Genomic DNA, 25,320 nt, shown 5'->3' with positions numbered 1-25,320 from the left:
ATCGTTCGAGGACAGTCAGTATCGGACGCTCTGGGTCAGGACGAAGACCAGCAGCGCCATCAGTAGCGACCCGAGCAGGGTTTCAGCCGCGGCGATGGCGCGAGCCATCCCCGCCACCGGTTGTATATCGCCGTAGCCGAGCGTCGCGAAGGTGATCACGCTGAAGTAGAGGCTCTTTAGATACGCCCGCCCCAGGACGCGACTCGGCGTCTCGGTGGGGTCATCGATCTCGTACGTCACGGCGGTCTCGGTCCCGACCTCCTGGATGCCGCCGGTCAGGGGGTACAGCGCCGCGCAGACGAGAATCAGGAGTACCGAGGTCGCGATAACGCGCCACGGACTCGTCCCATAGCGCATGATCCAGCGTGATCCCGCCAGCCGAATCGCGCGCCTGTAGTTTCCCGTCCGCCAGGCCTCGCGGCGGCGAAAGTCCATCTCTCGGAGGTAAAACGCGTTCGCCTGCTTCGGGAACGCATTCTCCCTGTAGAGCCGCTGGAGTTCCGAATACACCCACTTTGCGGATTCGGCACGTTCCGCAGCGCTGTCGCTCGTCGGTTCTCGGTCGATCTCGGCCTCGTAGACCGCGCGCTCGCTGAACGAGGTCTCGAGGTTGATCCGCACGTCGGTTAGGCCAGCGCGGTAGAGCCGTGCGCCCCGGAAATCTGCACCGCGGAGGTCGGCGAAGACGAACACGGTGTCGTGCAGGTTTGCGTCCCGAAACGACACGCGGTGGGCGTCGACGTCCCGAAACGTGGCGCGCCGAAGATCCGTCTCGGAGAGGTCGGCGTCGTCTATGACTGCGTTGGAGAAATCCGCCTCGACGAGCGACTGTCCCGCGAGGAACGAGGTTCCGTTTAACCGCGCACCCTCGAAGTTCGCCCCGTCGAGGCGCTCTCCCGGTGCGAGTACGTGCTGCTCGTAGGCCGCCGTCGGCACGACGGTCTCGGTGTGCCAGAGACACCGGTCACCGTGTTCCCACGTCGGTCGCCAGCAACAGACGGCACCGGCGTCGTCGACCCCACTGCTGTTCGTCACGTGGCCGCACCGCTCGGTAGTCATACAGTATGCTGGGAGCGGACGGCCTCTAACGCTATTGCCTGAAATATGTCCGTCGCCCGACCCTCGACCGGCTACCCGAGAGGCTCTCGGAGATTTCACTCCTCCGGTTACCGGAGACCTCACTCCGTCTGATCGTTGAAGCCGAGCCGTTCGCGAGCGCTATTCTTCGACGACGATGTCGGTTCGGACGAACACACCGTTCGGGGACTGCTCGGGGATTGACGCTGCCTCGCCGCCACAATCGCGTATTCCGCTACACCGTTCGACTCTGGGCGTCAGCGCTCGGACGGTCCCGCCGTCCGTCCTGATCGGGACCTCGAGGCGGTAGCTGAAACTCCCTCCGAGCCCGCGGTCGACGAAGACGTCGAGCACGACGTCGTCGCGATCCCCGATGGGAAGGGATTCGGTGGCTTCGATGTCTGTTCCGTGCAGTTGCACCGATCCGTCGGTGGCGATCAGTCGAAGGGACGTCCGATCCGAGGCGTTGTTCAGGACGTACGTGGCACTCCCCTGGTCCGTCGTGAGGGTCACAGTGACGCTCTCCGCCGCCGACGGAACGCCGACGGTGGCGTTCAGCCCGACCGTGGAGCCGGCGACGTGATCCACCGGCTGAAGGCGGGCCGCACACGGCGACCCCTCGTGCGGAGCCCAGGTGCCGCGATACGCGAACCTGTATAGCGATCGGTCGGGATACTCGTCGACGACGGCGAACGGGCGCTCGTCCATCGCGTACACCGTCCGTCCGTCGAAATCCGGGTCGTTGCGAAGCGCCTGAAACGGATGGGCGAGCCAGTCCCCGTACGGCGTCGGAAGGAACACGACTGACCGCTCACTCGGCTCGTCCTCGAGCGGCTCGTACACTCGTTCGTAGGTGTCGGTCACCGCCGCGTTCCGGTCGATTTTCTCGTCGACGTTCGCCGCGGTGACGCCGCCCACCGCGAGCGCGCTCACGAGCAGCGCCGCGACGAGCGTCGCACGTGCGGCCTGGGGCGTCAGATTTCGCTCCGCCGTCCGTCGGGCGGCGGCGACCAGCGCCAGTGCGCCGACGGCGGCGAACGCCGCGAACGGCAACAGGAGATCGAAGTGGTAGTACGGGCCGTGCGTGGCGATCAGGCCGTCGCCGGCGCGCTCTACGTCTCCGAGGAGGTTGACGTTCCCCCAGAAGTAGACGTTCCCGACGGCGATGGTGAGGACCTGTCCGGCGAGAATCGACTCGCGGGGCGAGAGACCGCGTCGGACGGCGACGCCGAACCCGACCGCGGCGACGGTCGCGCCGAGAATCCCACCGGCGATCCAGCCGGTGACGAACTCCGAAAGCACCAGCGCGTTCGAGCGCAGCGCCAGCTCCACGGTGTATTCTATTCCAGGGCCGAGAAGTCGTCGGCGACCGAAGCCGAGGCCGTCCAGCGGAGCGAACGCTTCGTATGGAAACAGCAGCGGCGATCCGGTCACGGTGGCGTTGTAGGCCAATGCGAGCCCGACGCCCGCCAGTCCGAGCGCCGCCGTCGTGGCCTGTCTGGGAAGCGCCCGTCGGGAGTCCCGGCTGAGGGTCCAACAGGCGTGGGCGACGAACGGCGCGGCGAACAGGACCGCCGTATAGGGCCGCGAGAAAAAGGCCAGGCCGATCGCCGCGCCGGCTACTCCGGCCCAGCGTCGGTCTTCCGTCCGGTCGGCTCTGAGATAGCCGTAGGCGAACGTCAGGTTGAACATCGCCGTCGGTGCGTACGGCAGGAAGACGGCCGCTTCGATCAGAAAGAGCGGCGAACAGAGCACGGTCGCAGCGGCCACGATGCCTGACCCCCGATCGAAGACTTCGTCGACTACCAGGGCGACGAGTGCGAGTATGACAGCTGCGATTCCCAGAAGCGCGATTCGATACCCTCCCAGGAGTTCACCGAGCGCGAAGAGTGCCGCGGGGACGGGTGCATATTTCGGATACAGTCGGTCTCCGTCTTCGACGAAGAACCAGGGCCGAAAGACGTCCTCGACGGGCGGTCGAACGAAGAGCTGCCCGTCCAGCAACATCGCCGCCTGCTGGAGATAGACTCCCTCGTCGTGGTTGACCGAGTGGTACGGAAACGTGCGCGCCTCGAGCACCCATACAGCGATAGCACCGGCGAGGGCGATCGAAGCGACTGCAATCCACCACGTTCGGCGTCTCATCGGTTTGGTGTCACGGTGGGATCATCGCCCTTCCTGTGTGAGCATCACGGCCATCGACAGGCCCGAGATGACGACCAGAACGAGCGCCGGGACCGCCGCTTGCCCGTACAGGCCCGTTTCCTCGACCCGCCAGATGTACGTCACCAGCGTCTCGAATCCCAGCGGGCGTAACATGAGCGTCGCCGGCAGTTCCTTCATCGTCGTGAGAAACACCAGCGCGGCCCCGGCCGCGACTCCCGGCAGAATCAGCGGGAGTGTTACTGCCCGGAAGGTATTCAACCGCGAGCGTCCGAGCGTGCGGGCCGCTTCGAGGAGTTGCCGATCCACCTGCAGCGTCGACGTTCGAATCGAGCCGATCGCCTGGGGCATGAATCTGACGACGTACGCGAACACCAGCAGCGGCACCGTCTTGTAGATCGCGGGGAGGACGTCGAGACTGAAGCTCAGTAACGCGATCGCGAGGACGATCCCTGGCGTCGCGTACCCGACGTACGGTGCGCGGTCGGCTAGCGCCGCCAGCCGCGAATCGGCCGTCGCCGACGCAATCGCGATCGGCAGCGCGACGAGGATCGAGGCGCCGGCGGCCAGTAACGCGACGTAGGCCGAATTCAGGCCATACTCCCACTCGAACGTCAGCCGCCCGACCTGATAGCCCGGCCCACCGCTAAACAACCACATTCCGAAGATCGCGATCGGCAGCGCGAGCGCGAGCACGGAGACGGCGGTCGGGAGCAACAACACCGGGTATCGCCACTTTCCAAGTTCGAGGTCGACGCTGCCGCGATGCCCGCCGCTCTCGTAGGCTTCCGATTCGTCGACGCCGATTCGGGATTCCATCGCGAGGATGATCGCCGTCACGGTCAACAACTGGAGCGATAGCAACGCGGCGTAGTCGCGGGCGAACGCATTGTATCGGGCGTAGATGAACTGCGTGAACACCTCGACCCGCATGATGTTGGGCGTGCCGAAGTCGGCGAGCGCGTACAGCGCCACAAGCAGCGCGCCGGCCGTAATCCCCGGCAGAATTTGTGGAAGCGTGACCCGGCGAAATGCCTCCCAGCGGCCGGTGTTGAGCGTTCGTGCCGCCTCGACGAGCGAACCGTCGAACGAGAGCAGCGCCGCACGCGTCGTCAAGAACACGTATGGGTAGGTGTACAGCGTCAGCACGAACGCGGCCCCGGCGAACCCATAGACGGATGGGATCGAGCCGATGCCGAGCGGCGCGAGGAGATCCGCGAGTTCTCCCTGCGGCCCGAACGCCGAGACGAAGGCGAACGCTCCGAGATAACTCGGGACGGCGAGGGGCAGTGCGGCGAGGACGGTCCAGAACCGGGGAAACGGAATCTCTCCTTGAACGGTCAATACCGCGAGGGGGACACCGATGAGGACGCTCGCGACGGTGACCACTGCGCCCAGCGCGACGCTCCGGACCAGCACCTCGATGGTCTGGGAGTCGACGGTCAGTTCGAGCGCTCGAGACCCGAGCCCGGCGGCGTCGACGACGAGCCAGGAAAGCGGGAGGACCAGAACGGCTGCGATAGCAGCAGCGAGTAGCGTGAGGCCGACGTCGACGGGCGAGTCGTCTCCGTTCGTCCCACGTTCGACCGTTCGCGCGACCTGCTCTCGGATCGTCATCCTGAGACGCCGGCTTCGTCCATCAGGTCGAGGGTCGGTTCCAGGTTCGATAGCTTCGCGAGGTCGATGTCCGGCGGGCTCAGTTCGTCGATCGTTGGGAGGCCGCCGACCGGGGCAACGCCTTCTATCATCGGGTAGGCGAAGCTGATCGTCGCGAAGTACTCCTGTGCCTCCGAGGAGAGCAAGTGGCGGACGAAATCGTCGACGAGTTCGCCCCGCCGGGTCCCTTTCACCTTCAGCGCACCCGCGACGTTTATCAGCGCGCCGGCGTCGCCTTCGGTGAAGGCGAGATCGATCGGCGCGTCCGGTTGCTGATTTTTGACCCGCATCGCGTAGTAGTGGTTCGCGAATCCGGCCGCCAGGGAGCCGTTGGCAACGGTCTGGGAGACGGCGTACTCGTTGGCGTAGCGCTCGGTCCCAGCCTCTTGCATGTCGACCAGCCAGTTACGAGTCGCCTCGTCGCCTTCGATCAGCCGCATTGCAGTCACGAACGACTTGAACGCGCCGTACGTCGGTGCCCAGCCCATCGTTCCACGAAGGGCATCGGTCGACGGGAACTCCTGGACGGTGGTCGGAATGTCCGAACTGCTCAACTCGTCGGTGTTGTACGGCACGGAACGCGCTCGCCCGGCGACGCCGGCCCACGCCTTGTCGGTGCCGACGAACTGGTCTTTCGCGACCGGATCGACCGCTGCATCCGAGAGCGGCTCGTAGGCGTCGTTGTCCGCGACGAATCCCAGCGAACTAGCGTCGATCGACCAGAACACGTCCGCCTGGGCCGCGCCGGCGTCGACCTCCTCAACGATCGTCTGTGCCAGCGACGCAGAGTCGTTGTCGTTCGGGTAGACCGTGAAATCGGGATAGATATCCTGCAGCATCTCGACGAACTCGTAGTAGATGCCACCTTCGCCGCCGCCGATGTAGAGGGCAAGTTCGCCCGAGAGGTTCGGAAGGTCCTCGATCGACGTCCCACCCGGCGCGGGCCGACCCTCCACGAGCGATCCCGACCCCCGGAAATCGGAGAGCGACGGTATCTCGACGTTCTGATCGTTGTTATTGCTAAAGAACCCCATACACCCCGCGAGCGAGGTGACGGCCAGGGTGGACCCAATCCCCAACGCCTTTCTGCGCGTAACCACGCGCTTTCCGCTGTCTCCGTTCATACTCGGTTTAGGCTGACCTAAAACCTTATAGTTGACGATTCAGTCGTCGGCGACGACCTGTGTGCGGTCAGTCTCGAGGCCGGCGCCCGATGTGAGTGTCCCGAGACACTCGAGCCAGTCGAGCATGTATTCGCCGACGTAGTTGAAGAACGCGCCATTGTTGTACTGCTCCCACTCGCCATCGGCGAGCTTGCGACCCATCGCATCGAAGACGTCGGCGTAGTCGTCCGCGTCGCCGCCAACATCGTCAATCACCCGCCAGAGGTGTTCGTTGAGTTCGAGACCGGGCACCTCGTTGTTGAGGTCGTCGAAGGTGCTTCGGGGGGCCTTGTTGTGTTCACAAAGCGGCGAACCGTTGTAGATGCGCTTGCCGAGCACGTCGCAGGCCCGCTTGAGGAAGACTCCGGACCAGATGTCGTCGAATCGGCCGACGTTCCACTCGTTATCGTCCATCGGGAGCTGGTAGAACGCGGGGATCACCTCGCGCCGGAAGGCGAGGTTCATCGAGCAAACGGTGAGATAATTGCCGCGGGCGGCGACGAAGTCGTCACCGAAGTCTTCGCTCGCGGTCCGGGTCTGGGCCTGTCCTTCGAGGTCGCCGTCCATCAGGATGCGAACGGCGTCGAGGTCGGGCACGTTCGTCCACAAACCCTGCGAGGCGACGACCTCGCCGGCGTCGATGTGGGTGGTATTGGTTTCCACGGTTTCGCCCATCGCCGAATACGGATACCCCCGCGGGTAGAGACCGTGGTCGTCCGCGTTCTGGTAGAGTACGTTGACCCACCGCTCGTCGGAGGCGACCGACTCGACATCGCCCTCGAAGGTCAGGTTCTCCATGTGCCTCCCGAAGAAGTCCTCGTCGGGGTGTGGGAGGGTGTCGTCGTCGATGAAGAACCCGTAGTCGAACTCGTCGTGGGCCCACATGTAGAGCAGGCCGAAACTCGTCTCGGCGTGGCTCGCCACCGGGACGACGTGGCCGTACTCCGACACGTCGTGGGCGTCGTACCACTTCTCGCGGCGGCTACCGTCGAAGACCTCCCCCGAGACGCTTTCCTCCTCGAGCATCGCTTCCATCTCGTCGGTCTCGCAGAAGTCCTCGGTGACCAGTACGACGTGCAGCCGCGAGAGGTCGAACCCGTGCTCGCGAGCGTTCCCGAAGTACGAGCGCGTACACTCGTACTCCCGGATCGTCGGCACGATTACACAGATGTCCTGACTCATTGCCCAACTATTTTTTAGGCTGGCCTAAAAGACTGCCGGTTTCCCGCGTCGCATCCGGTGTCGACTCCGCGACCTCCGAGAAGGAGACGCCGAGCGCGGCGACGGCGCCGGCACCGCCGACTAGCGTCACGCCGTTTTTCAGGGCGTGATCGACGATGGCGGCCGCCAGCGCCGTGCTCGCACCGACGGGAGTGAGTCCGACCACCAGGGCGGTAAAGGCCGCCTCGTAGAGCCCGACGCCGCCCTGCGAGAGCGGCAGGACCTTCGCGAGGTTGCCGACGCTGACCGCCAGGGTCCCGACCGTCAACAGGGTCGCGAACGCGAGTCCGCTTCCCAGCGCCGCGAGGACGAGGACCGCCGTCAGCACGTCCAGCGACCAGACCAGCAGGCTCCCGGCCCCGATCCCCCCCAGCGCTCGCGGTCGGCGAGCGACCGTCTGCACGTCGCCCGCGAAGCGGAGCGCGCCCTCGAGCGCCGCCAGCAGCCGCGGTCGGCCCGCGACTCTCGCACGGAGCCGCGCGCCGAGTCCGTGCTCCGCTCGGGCCGAAGTGACGACCGCGAGGCCGACGCCCGCGGTCGTCGTGCCCACGGCCGCTGCGGCCAGCGCAGCGGTTCGCGCACCGTCACTCGAAAAGGCGGCCTCGAGCGGGCCGACCGCGTCTCCCAGTGCGATCCACGCCGTTGCGAGCCCCGCGAGGACGGCGATCGTCGCCAGATCGAACACGCGCTCGACGGCCAGCGACGCGAAGCCTGCCGCGTACGGAACGTCCCGGCGGGTCCGCATCACGTGTGCGCGAACCGCGTCGCCGGCACGCGCCGGAATCGCGAGGTTCGCCGTTTGACTGACGAAGACGGCAGCCGTGGCGACGGCGGTGTCGCTGTGCTGGTCCATCGCGGCCAGCACGTCGCGGTATCGGCGACCGCGAAGCGGCCACGAGACGGCGTAAACGGCGACCGCGGCCCCGAGCAATCGCGGGTCGGCGTTCGAAACCTCGGCGACGACGGTCCGGACGTCGATCTCCTGGAGCGCGACGATCAGTCCGAGTAGCACGAGGGCCGTGCCGGCGATCGTCAGCCGGCGGCGGGACAGGACGGCGGTAAGCCCGCGGCTCATCGAACCGTTACGGGTCTCCCCGCCGTCGAGCTCGGTTCTGCCGCCCCGTGAATCCGATCGCCCGCCCTCGTCGTTCACGGTACTGTCCTCTCGGGCCAGATATTTAAGCCCACCTAAAACACGATCGAACGGGCACGACGGCCGCTCTCGAGTGGCTTTCAGTCGAACCGACCGCTGCCGTCGTCTCGGTCAACGAAGCTCGTCGATGAGCTCGCGGGTTGCGCGCCGAACCGCCTCGTCGCTCGAGAGACGGGGCTCGAAGCCCAGCGCGGACAGCTTCTCGATGGAGAGGCGCATCTTCGGGACGTCGCCTGTCCAGCCCCGCTCGCCGCCGGTGTACTCCCGGTTGGGATCGACGCCGAGTTCCTCGGCAACGGTCGTCGCGATCCGGTCGACCGACGTCGTGGTGCGCGTGCCGAGGTTGTACGTATTCATCGCGTCGTCGGCGTGCTCGATGACGTGTAGCATGGCGTCGAGACAGTCCTCGACGTGAAGGTAGGACTTCTCCTGGCGGCCGTCACCGAGGATCGAAAGCGTCTCGGGATCGTCTTGCAGTTTCTCGACGAAATCGGGTATCACCGCTCCCCTGAGGCGGGGGCCAACCACGTTTGCGAACCTGAAATTCCAGACCGTCAGGTCGTGGCTGTGGGCCCGCGCCGAGAGCAGCCCCTCGTCGGCTAGCTTGCTGGCGCCGTAGGCGCTGATCGGCTCGAGCGGGGCGTAATCCTCCGGCGTCGGTCGCGGGGCCTCGCCGTAGACCGTCGAGGAAGAAGTGTAGGCAATCTCAGTGACGTCCGCGTCAGCCATCGCCTCGAGAAGGGTGCACGTCATCCGCGTGTTGTCGTCGAACTGGCCGTGCGGGCGATCCGTGTCGACGCGTTTCGACGCGGCCAGGTGAAACACGAGATCGACGTCGTGGAGGTGACCGTCGAGCGCGGCCGGTTCGGTGAGGTCGGCCTCGAAAAAGTCCGCGTCGTCGGGGATGCGGCGTCGAGTACCGTTCGAGAGGTCGTCGACGACGACGACGTCCGCGCCGTCCGCGAGCAGGCGCTCTGCGAGGTGAGAGCCGATGAAACCGGCGCCGCCCGTGACGAGAATCCGTCGGTCCGAGAGGGACATACTCGAATATCGTCCGATACGCTGTTAATCCTGTTGGGTTTTCCTGGCGATCCCGCTTCCAATCTCCGTTCGATGACGACGCATCATGCAAAGATTTACTTCGATCTCTCGTAATTCTCGTATCGATGACTTTTCAGCCAGATATTGATTCGGAGACGATCCTTTCGGGACGGTGCGACTGGCTCGGGAAAGACGCTGTTGAAACGCTCTCACACCACGTGGTTGAGTCGATCGAAACCGAGTTTCCCCACCACGCTCGCTCGCTCGATTCCCCGGCCGGACACGCACGGCCGAAGAAGCAGCATCCGGTATTCTACGGATGTTACGACTGGCATTCGGCGGTACACAGCCACTGGGCACTCGTTCGGCAACTTCGCCTGTTCGACGAGCATCCCGTCCGATCCGAGATCGTCGACAGTATCGACACACGACTCACCATCCAGAACGTCGAACGAGAGGTCGAGCGATTCGAAGAGAACGGCTCGTTCGAGAAACCGTACGGATGGGCGTGGCTCTTACGTCTCGCATCGGAACTGACCCTCTGGGAAGGCAATCGTGCGACTGAGTGGAAATCGATCCTCGAGCCGTTAGAACGGAAGATTGTCGAGCTCGTCGAATCCGAATTTCTGACCCAGACGCGCCCATTCAGAGTGGGAACGCATCAGAACTCGGCGTTTGCTCTGCTCTGTATTCTGGACTACGCGAGGACGATATCCGACGACTCTCTCGAAGCCGCCGTTTCTGACACAGCAACGGAATTCTTCACTGACGACCGCGACTATCCCGTCGAGTACGAACCGCTCGGCTGGGACTTCCTGTCGCCTACACTGACGGAAGCGGACCTCATGCGTCGTATTTTCGACCGAGGCGAGTTCATCACGTGGATCGATGACTTCCTTCCGGACGTAACCGTCTCCCCTCACAAGACGATTCTCGAACCGGTTCAGACGGCGTCCGATCCGGCGGACGACCTGGCACTCCACTTCGTCGGGCTAAACGTATCGAAGGCGTGGTCGCTGGCAGGAGTAGCGGACGCTCTTGACGGGCACCGATACGCCGAGATTTTCGAGCAGAGCGCCGGGCGACATGCGACGTCGGGACTGGCGCACGCTTTCACGGAGAATTACGCCGGTTCACACTGGCTCTCTTCGTTCGTGGTGTACTTGCTGACCAGACACGAGGGCGGTATCGCTCCCGAGTGACCATCACTCGTCCGATGGCCAGAACCAGGCGGAACGGCTGGGACCGGATCAGACGCCGGTCGAATACCGTAATATACCGGCAAAGCCGCCGAAGGCGTTGTACAGCTGTTCGCCCTTCTCGAAGTCCGTCGAGATGAACTTCGTCTCTGTGCCCCGCTGTTCGGCGATTTCGATGAGGTGGTCGATCGCGTCCTCGCGGTCCTCCTCGGTTGCCTCGACGTCGGTGCCACATTCGGTGCAGGTGTGGGTCGGCGTCGACTTTCGGCGGTCGATCACCTCGCGTTCGGTGGCGCCGCACTCCGGACAGTCGTAGGTGACGACGTCCTTCCGGAGATCCTCGCTGATCAACAGGCGGTCGACCGCACCCATCATCAGATTTCGTCGCGTCTGCTCGAAGCCGTAGGTCGCCAGATCCCCGGCGTTGAGTTCCTGGAAGAACTCCTCCATCACCTGCTTGTCTTTCATCACCTCGGCGTCGGCCAGGGCGTCCTCGGCGTTGTCGACCAGATCCTTCAGTCCCGATTCGTCCGTGTACGCGACGTCGAACTTTCCGATGACGTTCTCCTGAATCTCGTGGTGGAGGTAATCGCCGTCTAAGAACTCGTCTTTGGTCGGCGAGGGTCCGCCGACGAGGATCCCGTCGAGTTCGTGGCGTTTCGGGACGAACAGGTCGTTCGCCATCCCCGCGACCTCCTGATAGAAATTGTCGATCGCTTCGAGGCGCAAGCGAGCGAATCGCTGGGCTGACTGGCCACCTTTGCGCTGCTTGCCGGGGACGAGCGAGGACGCGGATTTGACCGGTTCGATGCGTTTGCCCTTCAGCCAGCCGACGTTGGCCTCGCGGCGGTCGAGGACGATCAGACCGTAAAGTCCCTTGTCGGCGAGCATCTCCTCGAGCGGTTCGGTCAGAAAGTCCGAGTCGCAGTGATAGCGAAAGGACTCGACGGGCTGGGGCGGACTCTCGAGGACGTTGGTAACCATCTCGGTTTGCCCGCCGCCGGAGTCGACGGCACCTGAGAAGAGGACGATGCCGTTCTCCGGTGGGTAGGTGTCGTAGTATCGGAGCCGATCTTTGATGCTCGTCAGCGCGTCCTGGACGGCCGTTCGGGTCTGCTTGGATTTGATGTTGGCCGCTTCGCTGTGTTCCTGGGTGACGTGTTGGACGACGTCGCTGATCTGTCTATCCTCGGGAACGTAGATCGTTACGAGCTGCGTTCCGGAGCCGTCGTAATTCTTGAGATCCTCGATGACTTTCCGGAACTCGTATTTCTTCCGGTCGGATTGTTCCTGTTCCCTCTCCTGGCTCATTAGTCGAACCAAAAGCTGCTGCGGGTAAGAATCCTTTGACACACCCGTCGTCGTGGCACACAGTCCCGGCGGAATCGTGACGACGGATTTCGGGCCGTGCGAGACGTGTCGGCGCGGCAGCACGAGTCGGAAGGGGAGGTGACGATTTAAGGTGTTGCCGTTCTAGGGTCTGGACAGTAATCGAGTATGTCTCAGAAGACGGTCTACGCTATCGCGAGTGGGAAAGGCGGTGTCGGGAAGACGACGACGACGGTCAATCTCGGGACGGCGCTGGCCGAGGCCGGAAAGCGCGTCGCCATCGTCGACGCGGACCTCGGCATGGCGAACCTTGCTGGATTCGTCAGTCTCTCTCCCGACTCGACGACCCTATATGACGTCTTAGCGGGCAACGCATCGATCGACGACGCCACGTATCGATTGGCGAATAACATCTTCGCTGTTCCCAGCGGGACCAGCCTCGACGAGTACGCCGAAACCTCACCCGAAGGGCTCGGCGCGGCCATCGCCACGCTTCGAACGAAATTCGATTACGTCTTCCTCGACGTTGGCGCGGGTATCAGCCACGAGACGATCCTGCCACTGGGACTGGCCGACGCCGTCGTCATCGTCTCGACGCCCGAGCCCGCTGCCATCCACGATTCGAAAAAGACCCTCGAGTTAACCGACCGCGCCGGTGGCGCCGTCGCCGGCCTCGTCCTCACTCGGACCCGGCCCGACAGCAACATTTCCCACAAGGAACTCGCCGACCGCCTCGGGATTTCGCTGCTCGGGACCATTCCTGAGGACCCCGCCGCTCGAGACAGCATTTACGCCGGTACGCCGCTGGTCGTGTTCGAACCGAACAGGCCGGGTGCCGTCGCCTACCGTCGTCTCGCGTCGGATCTGACGGGCGTCGACATCGCAGAGACCGCCACCGATGGCGGCGTGAACAGACCGCCGGCCACCCGCTCCCGTTCGAACCCGCCGGTCGGCCCCGAAGACGATTCGACGGGACGCGAAGCGGCACACGACGAAGTTTCGAGCGCGGGTACGGACGTCGAAACCGACCCCTGATCGGCCGCTTGGGTGTCGGGCGGTTACGTCATCGTCCGGTGATCGGCAGGTACGGACCGCCTTCTACCGTTGATTATTTGGACACCGTCTCCTCCTCTATCGAATAGCGTGAATATCGTCCGCTCGTGACTCTCCTTTTACTCGTGACCGTCACGGCCGTTGTAACGTCCGGCAAACCGTAATACGCATACAGTCTCGACCGGTTTGTCAGTCATTTCTCGAGCCGGTTTCGGGGTGATTACCGCCTAAATTCGTTGTCATTGTCGATAGAAACCATAACGAACTGATTACTAATCATAACCGTTCTCGATGGTTCGATCATGGAGCGACGAAAGATCCTCCTCGGCAGTGGTGCAGCGATCGCAACCGTCCTCGCCGGCTGTTCCAGCGACCAGACTGGCGACGAATCCAATCAGAACGGAGACGACTCCGACGACTCGCTCGACGGCAACGGTAACGGGAACGGCAACGGCAACGGCGATTCCGGCAACTCCGATAAGAAAGCCGATATTCCGGGCCTCGACCGGGACAAGCTAAAACTCAGCAGCCAGAAGCTGACGATCGAGGACGTCAACAAAGATGGCAACGAGATCGACGTCATCGCCACGACGACGACATCCGACCCCGAGACGCTGTTCGCGGAACTCGAAACTCTCGCCACCGACATGCAGCGAGCGATCACCGACCCAGAGGCGTTCGCGGAAGCGGTCGACAACGTCACGTGGGTCCTCGAGAAGGACGGTGCGATGGTGATGTCGTTCTACGTCGACGTGTCGTGGGCAGTCAAGTTCGTCAACGGAGAACTGAACCAGGAAGAGTTCATGAACCGCGTTCTCGATACCGCGGACGAGTCTCGCTAACGTCCGCTGGAGAGCGCAGGTGGCTGTCGTTCTTTTGGCTGACTGTGGGACGCTTTGAGGGACAGATCTGTGAAACCGAGCGGAACGAGGCGTGTTCGTCGGCCGAAGACGGCGTGGCTGCGACGATCACATCGAACGCGGCGCTGCCACGCCCAGGATCGCCAGGGCGTTGGCGACCGTGTGCTTCGAAGCGGCCACTAGCGCCAGCCGCGCCTCGCGGACTGCAGGATCGACGTCGTCGGCCAGCACCGGACACTCGCGGTAGAAGGCGTTGAAACGGTCCGCAAACTCGCGGGTGTAGGTCGCGACCTGGTGGGGTTCGAGGTCGTCCGCGGCCTCGTCGACGACGGCCGGGAACCGCGCAATCGTCTCGAGGAGATCCCGTTCTTCGGGGGTCTCGAGGAGGTCGGCGTCGACGGCCGTCTCGACGTCGTCCATGCCGGTCTCGGGGTCGATTCCCGCTTCTTCGAGTATGCCACAGCAGCGCGCGTGGACGTACTGCACGTAGGGGGCAGACTGGGCTTCGAAGTCCAGCGCCCGATCCCACTCGAAGGTGATCGCCTTCGTCGGCTGCTTGGAGACGATGTCGTAGCGGACGGCGCCGATCCCGACCTGATGCGCGATGCGCTCGATGTCCGCTTCGTCCAGATTGTCGTCGCGGATGCGGTCGTCCATCCGGTCTTCGACTTCACCGCGGGCGCGTTCGATCGCTTCGTCGAGCAGGTCGTCGAGGTCGACGCCGGTGCCGCGGCGCGTGCTCATCTTCCCTTCGGGGAGGTTGACGTACGAATACAGGACCTGCTGAAGCTGATCCGTATCGTTGCCCAGCAACTCGAGGGTCGTCCGGAGCTGTCTGGCCTGGAGTTTGTGGTCCTCGCCGAGGACGGTCACCGCGCGGTCGTACTCGTCGAACTTCCACTCGTGGTGGGCCAGGTCGCGGGTGACGTACAGCGAGGTGCCGTCCGACCGCAGGAAGACCAGGTTCTTGTCGATGCCGTGGTCAGCCAGTTCGAGTTGCCAGGCGTCCTCCTCGTACACCGCCTCGTCGAGATCCTGGAGGCGATCGACGAGCGCCTCGGCCGCGCCGTTGCGCATGAATCGCGTCTCCTTGACGAACTCGTCGAACTCGACGGGCAGGCGTGCGAGACACTCCGTCATCCCGCCGAGGACCTGGTCGACGACCTCGCTGACCCGCTCGTAGGCCTCGTTGTCACCCATCTCGAGTCCTCGCATGATCGATTCGATCTCCGCTTCGGCGGCCTCGACGTCGGCCTCGGCCGCGTTCTCGAGGAACGCGTTTCCCTTCCGGTAGTAGCGCACGAGGTCGTATTCGATGCGGTCGCGCTCGGGGGCTTCCTCTACGTCCTCCTCGTCGAACGTTTCGTAGGCCCAGGTGAAGACGGCCATCTGCCGTCCGGCGTCGTTGACGTAGTAATGGCGGTCGACGTCGTAGCCGGCGAACCCGAGGACGTTCGCGATGGCGTCGCCGATGATAGGGTTCCGGGCGCGGCCGACGTGGACGGGCCCCGTTGGGTTCGCACTGGTGTGTTCGACGACGACCGACTCCTCGCGATCCGGAAGGGTGCCGTAGGAATCGTCCGTCGCTTCGTCGAGTGTCGCCGCGAGGTAGCCGTCGCTCGGGAGGAAATTGAGGTAGGGCCCCTGGGTCTCCACGTCGGAGACGTACATCAACTGCTCGTCATCGATCTCGGCTGCGATCTGGCCCGCCACCTGCGGCGGCGCTGCGCCCGCCTCGTCGGCCAGTCGGAACGCAACGCTCGAGGCGAGAACGCTATCGACGTCGTCCGGCGGTTCTTCGAGCCCCAGATCGTCCGTCGGAAAGCCGAGCGTCGAGAGAGCCTCTTCCAGGGCGTCTTCGACCTCTGCGCGTAGGGAGAGGAACATACCCGCCCGTATTCAGGGCTCGAGTAAAGGAATGTCGGGTTTGGTTTCGTCGTCGCGCAGCCGATCGTTCCAGTGCGGGCCGCGGATTACAGAGGTTCGAGGAGAAAGCCCTTGACTGCAGTCGTGGGAGGATGTCAGAACTGCCGGTCATCGCGCCGTCCCGGCCACTCGAACAGCGCGGCGACCTCGCGAAACCGGTCTTCGTGGACCGGCCGAAAACGCTCGTCCGAGTCGTCGAACCCGCCCGGGGTCCAGAATTGCACGTCCGTGGCGTCACTCCCGGCCGCCAGTCGGCCCTCCGCGTCGGCCCAGTCGGCCACGTAGTGGACGGTGACGACGTGCTTGCCCGCGCGTGGCGGCATCGCCGACGCGGCCAGTATCTCGAGGTCGGCGGGGTCGACGACCACGCCGGTCTCCTCGGCGAGTTCCCGGGCGGCCGCCACGGGTGGTTCCTCCCCGATCTCCATGTGGCCGCCGGGGATCGTCCACTCGCCCACTCCCGGCGGGACGCCACGTTCGACACAGAGAACTGCGGGCGCGGATCGGGACGAATCGACTACTGCAACGCCAGCACAGGGGACCGGATTGTGCCAGACGATCGACTCGCAGGTTGGACAGCGCATGCGCTCGCGATCGTCGAACGTGATCGACTCGACTCGAGTGCCACACTCGGGGCAGAACGTCGGTGGTCGGCTGACCATCTATCCGAGTCTTCAGGACCGGCGGTTCATAGGGTTTTCAATCCGCTCCCGGTCAGTGGGACGACGACGTCGTCGTCCTCGTGGAGCACGCCGTCGTCGCGGTACTGCTGGAGGGCGGCCGGTGCGACCGCACAGGTCGGTTCGACGTAGAATCCGTTTCGATGGAGTCGATCGAGTGCGGTTTCGATCGGATCGCCACCGAGCGCGATTGCGTCGCCGCCGGTCTCTTCGATCGCCTCGAGTATTTCGGCCCGTCGTGCCGGCTCGGTGATCTGAATGCCGTCGGCGATGGTGGTTCCGTTGCCGTCTTCGTCGGTCGTCTCGCCGCCGAGCGCACCGACGATCGGTGCGTAGCCGGCCGCCTGCGCGCCGAACAGGCGGGGCATGCCGTCGACGATACCGGCCTCGTTGAGCAGCGAGAACCCTCGGTAGGCCCCGAGGAGCAGCGTTCCCTGTCCGATCGGGAGGACGATTGCGTCCGGGACGGACCAGCTTTGCTGGGCGGCCACTTCGAAGGCGAACGTCATCGTGCCGGCGAGGAACGCGGGATTCCAGGCGTGGCTGGCGTACCAGCCGTCGCCCGTCTGTCTCGGGGCGGTGTCGTCATCGATCGCGTCTTCCTCGCCGTCGGCGCCGCCCTCGACGGCTTCGAGACAGGCCGCCGTGACGTCCGATCGCGTTCCCTCGATGCGAACGGGACGGGCGTCCGCCCGCTGAATCATCATCAGCTTCGACTGTTTCACGTCGGCCGGGACGTAGATGTCCGCTTCGAGCCCCGCCCGGGCTGCGTACGTCGCAATCGATGCGCCGGCGTTCCCCGACGAGTCCTCGATGACCTTCTCGACGCCGAGTTCGACGGCTCGCGAGAGGGTCGTCGTCGCACCGCGGTCTTTGAACGATCCCGTGGGGAAGACGTACTCGAGTTTGAACTGCGCGCTCCAGTCGGGAGCGTCGACCATCGGCGTGAACCCTTCGTAGAAGGTGACGTGCTGTTCGATCGGAAGGAACTCGAAGAACGTCCAGAGTCCGTTACTGGTGTCGAGGCTGTGCAGGGGAAACGGCTCGCCCTGTGGGTGTGGCCGCTCGGTGAACTCGAGGGCGTGGCCGCAGGCACAGCGCCACGGTTCGTCGGGGCTGGCCTCGTAGACGGCTCCGCACTCGGGACAGGTGAGATCGGAGGCCATGTCAGTAGTTACCGATATCGGTGCCGACCGAGCAGACGTACTCGCCGGTCGCGACCTGCGGAAGCCGGCGCGCCCGCCAGAGGATGCCGTCGCTGTCGGCCGTGACTTTGTCTTTCGGTTCGCCGAAGGGCGTCGTCACCTCGAAGATCGTCTCGCCCGGGCGAACGCGATTGCCGAGTTCCTTTTGCATGGTCACGAGCCCGCCCGTCGGCGCGCCGTACTGTTCGAACCCGCTGGCGTGGGTCTGGGGTTCGAGGGGCTGGTCGCCCTCGAGGAAGTCGAAGTATCGGAGAACGTTGAACACGCCCTCGACGCCCGTTCGAATGCTTTCTTCGTCCCAGCCGACTGCGCCACCGAGTTCGGGGTCCACGGTCGGGATCCCCTCGTCGGGAGCTGCGCGGGCGAGTTGCCCATCTGGCCCCTTTTGATCGAGCACGTAGCCGCAGTCGAAGGCCTTCGCGAGTTCGAGACACTGATCGTGGAGTCGGTGGCGCGTTCCGCAGCGAACGCGGACCTCGTCGAGCATTCGACTGGTCGATCCCTGATGGAGATCGAGGATCAGATCGGCCCGAGTCGCGGCCTCGAAGGTCGCGGCCGCGATTCGCTCGCTCGAGGTACCCCCTTCGTTGCCAGGGTAGGCTCGATTCATCTTCGTGTCGTCGATCGGATTCCGGTGTTCGGCGACTTGAAACGCGTGATAGTTCACGATCCCGACGATCAGAATCGTCCCCGAGAGTTCAGCGGGATCGAGTTGCGGCACGACGCGCTGGATCACGCCCACCCCGTTGAGTTCGTCCCCGTCGCTGGCCGCCTGCATGTAGAGAGTCCGTCCGCGAGATTCGCCATTTATTACGGCGACAGGGAGCCCGAACGGGCTTCCGTCTCGCGTTTCGCCGACCTCGAGACGGCCCGTATCTATCTCGCCGGGCCCCGCGCTCGCCGTTCCGAGCGTCGTCGTCATGTCCCTCACGTAGAACCCGTTCGCCTTTATACTATCCTTTGATCGCAAGGAGTCCGCTAGCCGGGATAGCGACAGTGGCATACGAATCGTATAGCTTACATGTTCACGTCGGCTCGAACGGCCACGTATCGGTTTCGGAAATGGTGACTCAGTCTCGCAATTCCTCGAGTTCTTCCGCGCTCAGGTTCCCATCCAGATACGTCTCGCCGAGGTTCGTGATTTCGTAGTAGCCGCCTTTCTCTTCGACGCACGTTATCAGTCCCACCACTTCGAGCCGTCGTATTCGTCTCTTGATCGTGGAATAGGAAATCTCGATATCGCGTCGTTCGAAGTTCACCTCAAGCCCCCGCTTTGAGAAGGCGGCTCCTGTTTCCGATAGAAATTCCAAGATGGTATCATCGTTCTTACTCATCCAGCTGGGCCGGTGACGCACGATACCAATCACTGGTAGCAATCCTATAATTACATCGGTATTTTCGGATAATGTAAAAATATTGTCCTATATTGACCAAAAATTAGCGCAAAACTTATTGTAGCGTTGACTGTTGTGTGGAGTAGGTGCGTCGTATTGATCTAAATCACCCCGATCCGGAAGACGCGAATCGACCCCCCTCACACGCGATGGACAATCGACATGACTCTATTCGCTCGAAACCATGGACGAAGACGACACACGAACCCCCGAAAGCCCCGCCCGATCGGACGCATCGCTCGAGCACGATCGTCTCCTCCCGTCTGCTGAAAAGACGACGTGGATCGAACTCACCGCAATTCAACGTGACTGCCTCGAGATCGTTTTCCGCCGCGAAAACGCTGGGAGGCAGTGCGACGAACACGAGATACTGCGTGCGCTCGAGCAGCGCTCTCCCATCGCCGACCGAACGCACCTGTACGCGGATCTCATGGTTCTCGTCGGTCACGGCTTCCTCTCGAGGTCCGTGCGACCCGCCGAACGGACGACCGAGTACCGCCTCGCGGACGAGGGTCGCGCCCTTCTGTTACAGCGCGCCGAGCGCCTCGCGGAGGTCTGTGGCATCCGAACCGTCGAGACCGAGGCGGCGACCGAGACGTTTGCTCGAGAGCGGAGGGAGAAAGAATGATCGAGGCTCGAGACCACGGGTCCAGGCGGTGCCCAGATTGTAACCGGGTGATCCCGGAGCGGGACCCCCTCGTCGGCTGGTGGCTCTGTGACGGCTGTGGCTTCGCGATTGCCGATGACGGGAACACCGTGACGTGAAATCGACCCTCAGGCCCGAACGGCGTCAGGATCGGCGTCAGTAAGCGACAGATCCACCTCAATCGCGTCGTACCAGACCGTCGGTCGCTTCGCCCGCCCGTCTCGTTCGAACTCGAACAGGTGGGCCTTGTTTAGACGCCCGAGAAAACGGCTCACTCCTGCAGACTAACGAACTCAAGCTCAGAACCGAGTAATGTGCCCTCTCGTCTGCCTCGTTTCACAGACCGCCTCGTAGCGTTAGCGAAACGTGCTGTCTGTGGAGATCCCGATACAGCAGACAAAAAAGGTGACGGCGGCTACGCTGACTGGGTCATCATCGATATCCACGGTCTCCGCGAATACCTCTATCTCCCATACCGGCAGCTTCTCGACGTTCTTCACGAGATGCATGGTATAGTTGAGAAGATTGGACTCAAGACGGATGAGCTTCCGAGTTTCACGACCGTTTGCGCACGAAAGCAGCAGCTCAACCCGTCTCGGATTGCGATGGGAAATCGCGGAAGGATCCCAATCGTACGCCTCGCCTCATGCGTTGACGGCATCAGAAACACCAACTGAACCAGTACCATCCCGTCGTCGGAATGGAACACTTCGTACGAGTGCACCTCCAGTGCGTCGTCAAACCAGCGAACGATGGCGTCCCATCCGGTGTTACCTCATCGTCTGCGGGCTGGCTCGTCAGGTTCTTGAACTCGGTGTCCGAGAACTCGGTCGAAAGCCCAGCAAGCCAATTATCGTCGTCTGCCGCAATTTTGACCTTCAGGTGGACACGAGCTATACACACCGGAGTTGACTGGGCAGTGATTAAAGGACTCCCGGATTACTTAAAAAGATAAATATATTCACGCGCACATCCGTGGTCTTGCTCAGCGTAGCAAACCCATGGCATACGAACGCATTACCCATGTGGCAATCCGTGTTCCAAACCTCCAGGACGCCGAGGAGATGTACACCACCCTCTTCGATACAGGGGTGGCATTTCAGGAGACGACCGTAGACGGAGAGTGGCACACCCTGGTGAACGGTGTCGATTGGGATGACGCTGAGAGAGCCGGGTATCAACCTCGAATGAGTTTCATCAAACGCGATGAACTCTTTCTCGCACTCGAATCCACGGAAACTAAGCCAGACAAACCGCCTGAACAGCAGTATCATATCGGATTGGGGATGGGCCAGATGGAGATAGAACGATTTAGGCAACGAGCTGTCGAGACCGCGTGTGAAATCCTTTTTAATCAACCAGGTGGTCTACTCGTTGAGGATCCGTTTGGGTACGAGTGGGACATCAGTACGAACTGGAAACCACGCAGTACTGGCGAACGAACAGGTCAGTGGCTCGATCTACAATGATCAGTATCTCGAAGTTTGTTTGATTTGCTGTGATGACACGATGGAACCCCGCTATCCCACGAGCGTGAATCAAGTATGTTGATTGTAATTGGCTAGCCAGATAACCGCTCGGATCCCGGCTCGGAGATCGTGATTGAGAGGAGCGAGTACGACCATCTGAACTTCGACCTGATCCCGAGCCAAAAAGACGTGGGTCTCGCGCGAGATTGGATGGACGATTCGAGTGCTCGACTGTCGCTGAAAGTCGCCCTCGAGGAGTTGGTTGAGGACGGATACGACTACGATTTCATCTTGATCGACTGCCCGCCGGACCTCTCAGTCCTGACGGATGCGGCGTTCATCGCGGCGCAGAACGTCTTCCTCGCTGCACAGACCCAAGCCACACCACGGGACGCGCTTGACGACCTATGGGACCAACTGGGGTCCATCGAGGACAACCAGCAGATCGAGATCGCAATTGTCGGCCTCCTGGCAAATATGTACCAGGATGACGGCCAATCGCAGAAGTTCCTCAACGCTTTCGACGAGTCCTTCGCGTCGATAGCGCCGATTTTCAAGCTTCCGATGCGCGTGGCGATTCAGCGCGCCTGGGATAACGGGCAGGATATTTTCGAATGGGAGGACCCGAACGACCAACAGGTAGAGCGTGACCTCTTCGTGGAGATTGCAGAGACCATGGAACGAGCGTTCGACAAAACACAGGTGGAGGCGTAACTATGCCCCGTGGAATGGATGAGCGGTTCGAGGACCCATCAGACGAAGCAACAGAGGAGGACGCAGCCACCGAGGCGGAAACCGCAGAGCCGTCCGCAGCCGTCGAAGCGAATGGTCGCGATACTGGTGCCGCCACTGGACACGAGTCGGATGAGGAGAAAAGTTGACCTACAGCATCGGAGTGAAGTTCCGCCATGCTCGTCAATTACTGGACGGGCGATTTATCGTTTACCTCCCTGTAGATTTGCCGGTGCACTGAGCGGCTAATTCGTCTCGTTAGTACCGTAAACGAATCGACTGTGGCTCCGCGTCTAAACAAGGCCGATCGGGTGTAATTCTTCGAGTTCCTCGAGGGTTCCGTGAACCTGCTTGACGTCCCGGTCGACGAGGCGGGCCGTGTCGCAGATGCTCTCCGGGTCGTGGTGAGCAATCGTCCTGAGCAGTTCCACGTTCTTTGGCCAAACCACTCGATGCGGGTCGTTCAGATCGTGGTAGACCACCTCGTAGTGCGGTTCCGGTTCGTCCCCCCGATCGAGCGCGCGAAGCGTTTCGAGGACGGACTGTTCGTCGCCGCGTTCGAACCGAACATACATCGTCCGATCGTCGTCTCTCTCGGTACCAGGGATCTCCATGATCTCTTCCTTCCGTTTGAAACGTTTGTACAGCGATTCGTCACCCGGTAAGGACCGCCCGAAGCGCGAATTTGAGGTTGTCGGTTCGCTCGGTGACCCGGCGGTAGAAGTACGATTTCCACCGGTCGCCGTAGGGAATGTACTGCCAGACCTCGTACTCCGCGGCTAGCTCGTACTGGGCGTCCTCGCGCACGCCCATGAGCATCTGGATCTCGAAGTCCGTCCCGTACTGATCGTACAGCGCTTTCGCGTATTCGATCATCGCCGGATCGTGGCTTCCGACGCCGATGCCACCGTCGTAGTGTTCGAACGCGTACTCGAGCAGTTTTCTGTATTCCTCGTCCACTCGAGCACCGTCGGTGTAGGCGAGGTCGGCCGGTGGATCGTACGCCCCCTTGACGAAGCGGACCTTTCCGGGGACGTCAGCGAGTCGCCTGACGTCCGCTCGCGTTCGTCGGAGATTCGCCTGCACGCAGACCCCGACGCCGCCTCCGTGCTCGCGGGCGACTGTCTCGAACGCGTCCAGGGTCGCGTCAGTGGTCGTGTGATCTTCCATGTCGATCCAGACGAAGACGCCGTGATCTGTCGCGGCGTCGACGACCTCGGTCAGTTCCGCCCGAAACACGTCCTCGCCGATGTCCAGTCCCAACTGCGAGGGCTTGACGGAGACGGCGGCCTCGAGTCCCGAGTTCGCGATGTCTCCGATGAGCGTCCGGTATTCGGCGCCGTCCGCCGCGACGGAATCACGCTCGTCGTAGTGCTCCCCGAGGAGGTTCACGATTGCGTTTACGTCGCGTTCGTTCAGTCGCCGGACGTGCTCGAGGGCTTCCGCCGGAGACTCTCCCGCGACGAACCGACTCGCTATCGGCGGGATCATATCACTCGAGATAACTGCCAGCGGTAAGGTAATTCTTCTGTTTTTCGACGTGCGTATCTCGTCAGTCGTCTTATTTTCAGGAACGCTGATCGGGAGGGCCGGGTGACTCGACGCGCACGAATCGAATTCGCCCAGCTCGAGACCGCCCTTTGACCGCGATGGAGCCCGTCAGACCGACCAGTTTCTGTGACTACCGCGTAGACACGATCTTCGCCGGGCGGTATCTCGGAAGGTCCGTCGATCGGTCAGCGGACAGCCCCCTGTTCCGGACGGGTTCGCCAGAGACCGCACACACTTTTTATCGATCTGTGCATACGGTTCGCATGGATTGCCGACTCGACGAAATCGAATTCCTCGCGCGCTCAGCCCACCGGACGGGCGTCCTCGAGGCGCTGCTCGAGGGCCCGCAGGATCGGAACGACCTGTGCGCGACGACGGGCGCGTCCTCGCAAACGATGGGACGAATACTCGGAGATTTCGAGGACAGACGATGGATCGTCAGGAACGGGCCGACCTACGAACTCACGCCGCTCGGTGAGTACGTCGCCGAGCAGTTCGGAACCCTCTGTGACGCGATGGAAACGGAGCGAACGCTGCGCGACGTGTGGCGCTGGCTTCCGCGCGAGATGGAGGGATTTTCGGTCGAACTGTTCGACGACGCGGTCGTTTCCTACCCCGGTCCAAACTACCCCTACGAACCCGTCCAGCGCGTCAGAGAGTTGATCGAGGAGACGACCGCGATGTGTGGGTTCGGAACGACCGTCTTCAAATCGATCAACAATGAAACCGTCTGTTCGTCGGTGATCGATGGCATGGACTACGAGTACATCTATTCGCCAGCGGTCCTGGAGGCGACTATCGAGTGGAAACCGGAACGGGTCGCGGAAGCGACCGCCTGCGATAACTGCACCATCCTTCTGCACGACGCGCTCCCCGACGAAGACCGATGTGGGCTCGGGATTTTCGACGATCGAATCGGTATCTGCTGTCACGACCCGAAGACGGGACTGCTCGAAGCCGTGATCGATACCGATAGTCCGGAAACCCGCGAGTGGGCGCTCTCCGTTTTCGAACGCCACCGCGCCGACGCTCGAGCGGTCAGTCGCGAGGAGAAAGCCTCGTTATTCCCACCGGAACTGGTCTCTTGAACCCCACTACTCTACAGTATTACAGCGAGAGTGCCTCGGGGCTTGACCTCGAGGGTGAATCGCATACGCTTTATTAGCTTTTCTAACGTGTTTAGAGCTACAGTTGGGCGAGTTACAGATCGTAATTCGTCGCAACTGTGCACAGTTGCGGAGGAATGTGACTCTCTCAAAACCCACGTCTTCGGCGTGGTGCGACGGATGCCATCGGGCCGTGGTGGAGCGGCCGACCCTCACGGACGCACCGGGTGTTCGGGTGTTACTTCCAGCTGACCCATCTCGGGAAGTCCGAGGGGAAGTACATTCGCCTGCGGCCATATGGCCCGTTTCTGGGCCTGCCGCCAACACGGTGAAGCCACGGGGCTTGCCCCCGTGGTACTTCACTCGGCATATCTGGCTGTCCCGTCGGTCGTGTACTCGCTCAAGTGTCGTTTGCCCACCGGTCGACGGCGCTTTCACGGGATGAAATATTTCACGAGGAATTTACACGTTGTCGGGGCTCGTCTCGTCGGTCGAAGATCCAGTATGACTGTACACTACCGAACGACCGAAGTGAACGACGATCAGGCCCGCACGTCGCGAGGCGAGTTTCCGGGTGCCAGACCGACTGTGAAGTCGGACTCGATGATCACGCGGTTGCCACAGTGTCGGGACCGCGGCGCCGTGTTTAGCGTGAGGCCGTGGGGACTGCGCCACTTCGACGCATCACGGGTGGTG

General features: G+C 62.7%; 24 protein-coding genes and 2 pseudogenes. 10 read left to right on the top strand and 16 right to left on the bottom strand.

The window, feature by feature from the left end; all coding sequences use genetic code 11:
* Positions 1–15 precede the first annotated feature (15 nt).
* The 7 genes from NJU76_RS04070 to NJU76_RS04040 all read right to left on the bottom strand — a co-directional run bounded on the left by NJU76_RS04070 (position 16) and on the right by NJU76_RS04040 (position 9,474).
* Complete coding sequence (locus tag NJU76_RS04070; RefSeq protein WP_254531507.1) at positions 16–1,059, bottom strand: pentapeptide repeat-containing protein; 1,044 nt, start codon at positions 1,057–1,059, stop codon at positions 16–18.
* Positions 1,060–1,218: 159 nt separating this feature from the next.
* On the bottom strand, positions 1,219–3,222 hold the full coding sequence (locus NJU76_RS04065) for an ArnT family glycosyltransferase (RefSeq protein ID WP_254531506.1): 2,004 nt from the start codon (positions 3,220–3,222) through the stop codon (positions 1,219–1,221).
* Between the two features lie 21 nt (positions 3,223–3,243).
* The gene (locus NJU76_RS04060) at positions 3,244–4,857 is read right to left on the bottom strand and encodes an ABC transporter permease (RefSeq protein ID WP_254531505.1); all 1,614 of its coding nucleotides are present in this window, start codon (positions 4,855–4,857) and stop codon (positions 3,244–3,246) included.
* Positions 4,854–6,020, bottom strand: a complete 1,167-nt coding sequence (locus tag NJU76_RS04055) for an extracellular solute-binding protein (RefSeq protein ID WP_254531504.1) — start codon at positions 6,018–6,020, stop codon at positions 4,854–4,856. The genes NJU76_RS04060 and NJU76_RS04055 overlap by 4 nt, the downstream gene beginning before the upstream one ends.
* Before the next feature lie 39 nt (positions 6,021–6,059).
* The gene (locus NJU76_RS04050) at positions 6,060–7,241 is read right to left on the bottom strand and encodes an alpha-1 4-glucan-protein synthase (RefSeq protein ID WP_254531503.1); all 1,182 of its coding nucleotides are present in this window, start codon (positions 7,239–7,241) and stop codon (positions 6,060–6,062) included.
* A 7-nt stretch (positions 7,242–7,248) separates the two neighbouring features.
* Positions 7,249–8,355 (bottom strand): lysylphosphatidylglycerol synthase transmembrane domain-containing protein, encoded by a 1,107-nt coding sequence (locus NJU76_RS04045; RefSeq protein ID WP_254532568.1) that lies wholly within the window; start codon positions 8,353–8,355, stop codon positions 7,249–7,251.
* A gap of 189 nt (positions 8,356–8,544) precedes the next feature.
* Entirely contained in the window at positions 8,545–9,474 is a 930-nt protein-coding gene (locus NJU76_RS04040; RefSeq protein WP_254531502.1) for an NAD-dependent epimerase/dehydratase family protein, read from the bottom strand.
* 125 nt (positions 9,475–9,599) lie between these two features.
* Between NJU76_RS04040 and NJU76_RS04035 the strand changes: the two genes are divergently transcribed.
* Complete coding sequence (locus NJU76_RS04035; RefSeq protein ID WP_254531501.1) at positions 9,600–10,676, top strand: DUF2891 domain-containing protein; 1,077 nt, start codon at positions 9,600–9,602, stop codon at positions 10,674–10,676.
* Between the two features lie 48 nt (positions 10,677–10,724).
* On the opposite strand, the gene prf1 is transcribed toward NJU76_RS04035, so the two are convergent.
* The gene (gene prf1 / locus NJU76_RS04030) at positions 10,725–11,984 is read right to left on the bottom strand and encodes a peptide chain release factor aRF-1 (RefSeq protein ID WP_254531500.1); all 1,260 of its coding nucleotides are present in this window, start codon (positions 11,982–11,984) and stop codon (positions 10,725–10,727) included.
* A gap of 186 nt (positions 11,985–12,170) precedes the next feature.
* Here prf1 and NJU76_RS04025 point away from each other — a divergent pair, with 186 nt between their 5' ends.
* Together NJU76_RS04025 and NJU76_RS04020 are read left to right on the top strand one after the other, a co-directional pair.
* Positions 12,171–13,037: a MinD/ParA family ATP-binding protein gene (locus NJU76_RS04025; RefSeq protein WP_254531499.1), complete on the top strand. Its 867-nt coding sequence runs from the start codon at positions 12,171–12,173 to the stop codon at positions 13,035–13,037.
* 320 nt (positions 13,038–13,357) lie between these two features.
* A complete protein-coding gene (locus tag NJU76_RS04020; RefSeq protein ID WP_254531498.1) occupies positions 13,358–13,897 on the top strand; it encodes a DUF8159 domain-containing protein in 540 nt (179 codons plus the stop codon).
* 126 nt (positions 13,898–14,023) lie between these two features.
* On the opposite strand, the gene argS is transcribed toward NJU76_RS04020, so the two are convergent.
* The 5 genes from argS to NJU76_RS03995 form a co-directional block, all read right to left on the bottom strand.
* Positions 14,024–15,802, bottom strand: a complete 1,779-nt coding sequence (gene argS, locus NJU76_RS04015; protein WP_254531497.1) for an arginine--tRNA ligase — start codon at positions 15,800–15,802, stop codon at positions 14,024–14,026.
* 134 nt (positions 15,803–15,936) lie between these two features.
* On the bottom strand, positions 15,937–16,503 hold the full coding sequence (locus NJU76_RS04010; protein WP_254531496.1) for an NUDIX hydrolase: 567 nt from the start codon (positions 16,501–16,503) through the stop codon (positions 15,937–15,939).
* 26 nt (positions 16,504–16,529) lie between these two features.
* Positions 16,530–17,687, bottom strand: coding sequence for a threonine synthase (locus tag NJU76_RS04005; RefSeq protein WP_254531495.1), 1,158 nt, complete (start codon positions 17,685–17,687; stop codon positions 16,530–16,532).
* Position 17,688: 1 nt separating this feature from the next.
* Positions 17,689–18,648 (bottom strand): succinylglutamate desuccinylase/aspartoacylase family protein, encoded by a 960-nt coding sequence (locus NJU76_RS04000; RefSeq protein ID WP_254531494.1) that lies wholly within the window; start codon positions 18,646–18,648, stop codon positions 17,689–17,691.
* 148 nt (positions 18,649–18,796) lie between these two features.
* Entirely contained in the window at positions 18,797–19,060 is a 264-nt protein-coding gene (locus NJU76_RS03995; protein ID WP_254531493.1) for a winged-helix domain-containing protein, read from the bottom strand.
* 244 nt (positions 19,061–19,304) lie between these two features.
* Here NJU76_RS03995 and NJU76_RS03990 point away from each other — a divergent pair, with 244 nt between their 5' ends.
* Positions 19,305–19,748, top strand: a complete 444-nt coding sequence (locus tag NJU76_RS03990; protein WP_254531492.1) for a PadR family transcriptional regulator — start codon at positions 19,305–19,307, stop codon at positions 19,746–19,748.
* A complete protein-coding gene (locus NJU76_RS03985; RefSeq protein ID WP_254531491.1) occupies positions 19,745–19,885 on the top strand; it encodes a hypothetical protein in 141 nt (46 codons plus the stop codon). The genes NJU76_RS03990 and NJU76_RS03985 overlap by 4 nt, the downstream gene beginning before the upstream one ends.
* A 9-nt stretch (positions 19,886–19,894) precedes the next feature.
* Here NJU76_RS03985 and NJU76_RS03980 read toward each other — a convergent pair whose 3' ends face one another.
* Positions 19,895–20,041, bottom strand: coding sequence for a hypothetical protein (locus NJU76_RS03980; RefSeq protein ID WP_254531490.1), 147 nt, complete (start codon positions 20,039–20,041; stop codon positions 19,895–19,897).
* A 39-nt stretch (positions 20,042–20,080) separates the two neighbouring features.
* Between NJU76_RS03980 and NJU76_RS03975 the strand changes: the two are divergent.
* The 4 genes and pseudogenes from NJU76_RS03975 to NJU76_RS03960 all read left to right on the top strand — a co-directional run.
* Positions 20,081–20,353: pseudogene (locus tag NJU76_RS03975) on the top strand (IS5/IS1182 family transposase); the annotation flags it as partial.
* A gap of 414 nt (positions 20,354–20,767) precedes the next feature.
* Positions 20,768–21,235: a VOC family protein gene (locus tag NJU76_RS03970; protein WP_254531489.1), complete on the top strand. Its 468-nt coding sequence runs from the start codon at positions 20,768–20,770 to the stop codon at positions 21,233–21,235.
* A gap of 120 nt (positions 21,236–21,355) precedes the next feature.
* Positions 21,356–21,949, top strand: a pseudogene (locus NJU76_RS03965) (ParA family protein); the annotation flags it as partial.
* A gap of 2 nt (positions 21,950–21,951) precedes the next feature.
* Positions 21,952–22,116 carry a hypothetical protein gene (locus NJU76_RS03960; protein WP_254531488.1) on the top strand — a complete coding sequence of 55 codons (165 nt, stop codon included), beginning with the start codon at positions 21,952–21,954 and terminating at the stop codon, positions 22,114–22,116.
* Positions 22,117–22,260: 144 nt separating this feature from the next.
* Here the strand turns inward: NJU76_RS03960 and NJU76_RS03955 are convergent, their stop codons facing one another.
* Both NJU76_RS03955 and NJU76_RS03950 read right to left on the bottom strand, forming a co-directional pair.
* Positions 22,261–22,581, bottom strand: a complete 321-nt coding sequence (locus tag NJU76_RS03955; RefSeq protein WP_254531487.1) for an HVO_A0114 family putative DNA-binding protein — start codon at positions 22,579–22,581, stop codon at positions 22,261–22,263.
* 40 nt (positions 22,582–22,621) lie between these two features.
* Positions 22,622–23,458: a proline dehydrogenase family protein gene (locus NJU76_RS03950; protein WP_254531486.1), complete on the bottom strand. Its 837-nt coding sequence runs from the start codon at positions 23,456–23,458 to the stop codon at positions 22,622–22,624.
* 323 nt (positions 23,459–23,781) lie between these two features.
* Between NJU76_RS03950 and NJU76_RS03945 the strand changes: the two genes are divergently transcribed.
* A complete protein-coding gene (locus tag NJU76_RS03945; protein ID WP_254531485.1) occupies positions 23,782–24,606 on the top strand; it encodes a helix-turn-helix transcriptional regulator in 825 nt (274 codons plus the stop codon).
* Positions 24,607–25,320 lie beyond the last annotated feature (714 nt).

This window comes from Natrinema gelatinilyticum (assembly GCF_024266705.1).
Lineage (GTDB): Archaea > Halobacteriota > Halobacteria > Halobacteriales > Natrialbaceae > Natrinema > Natrinema gelatinilyticum.
The sequence above is the reverse complement of the archived record's forward strand: the minus strand, read 5'-3'. Positions and strand labels throughout refer to the sequence as shown.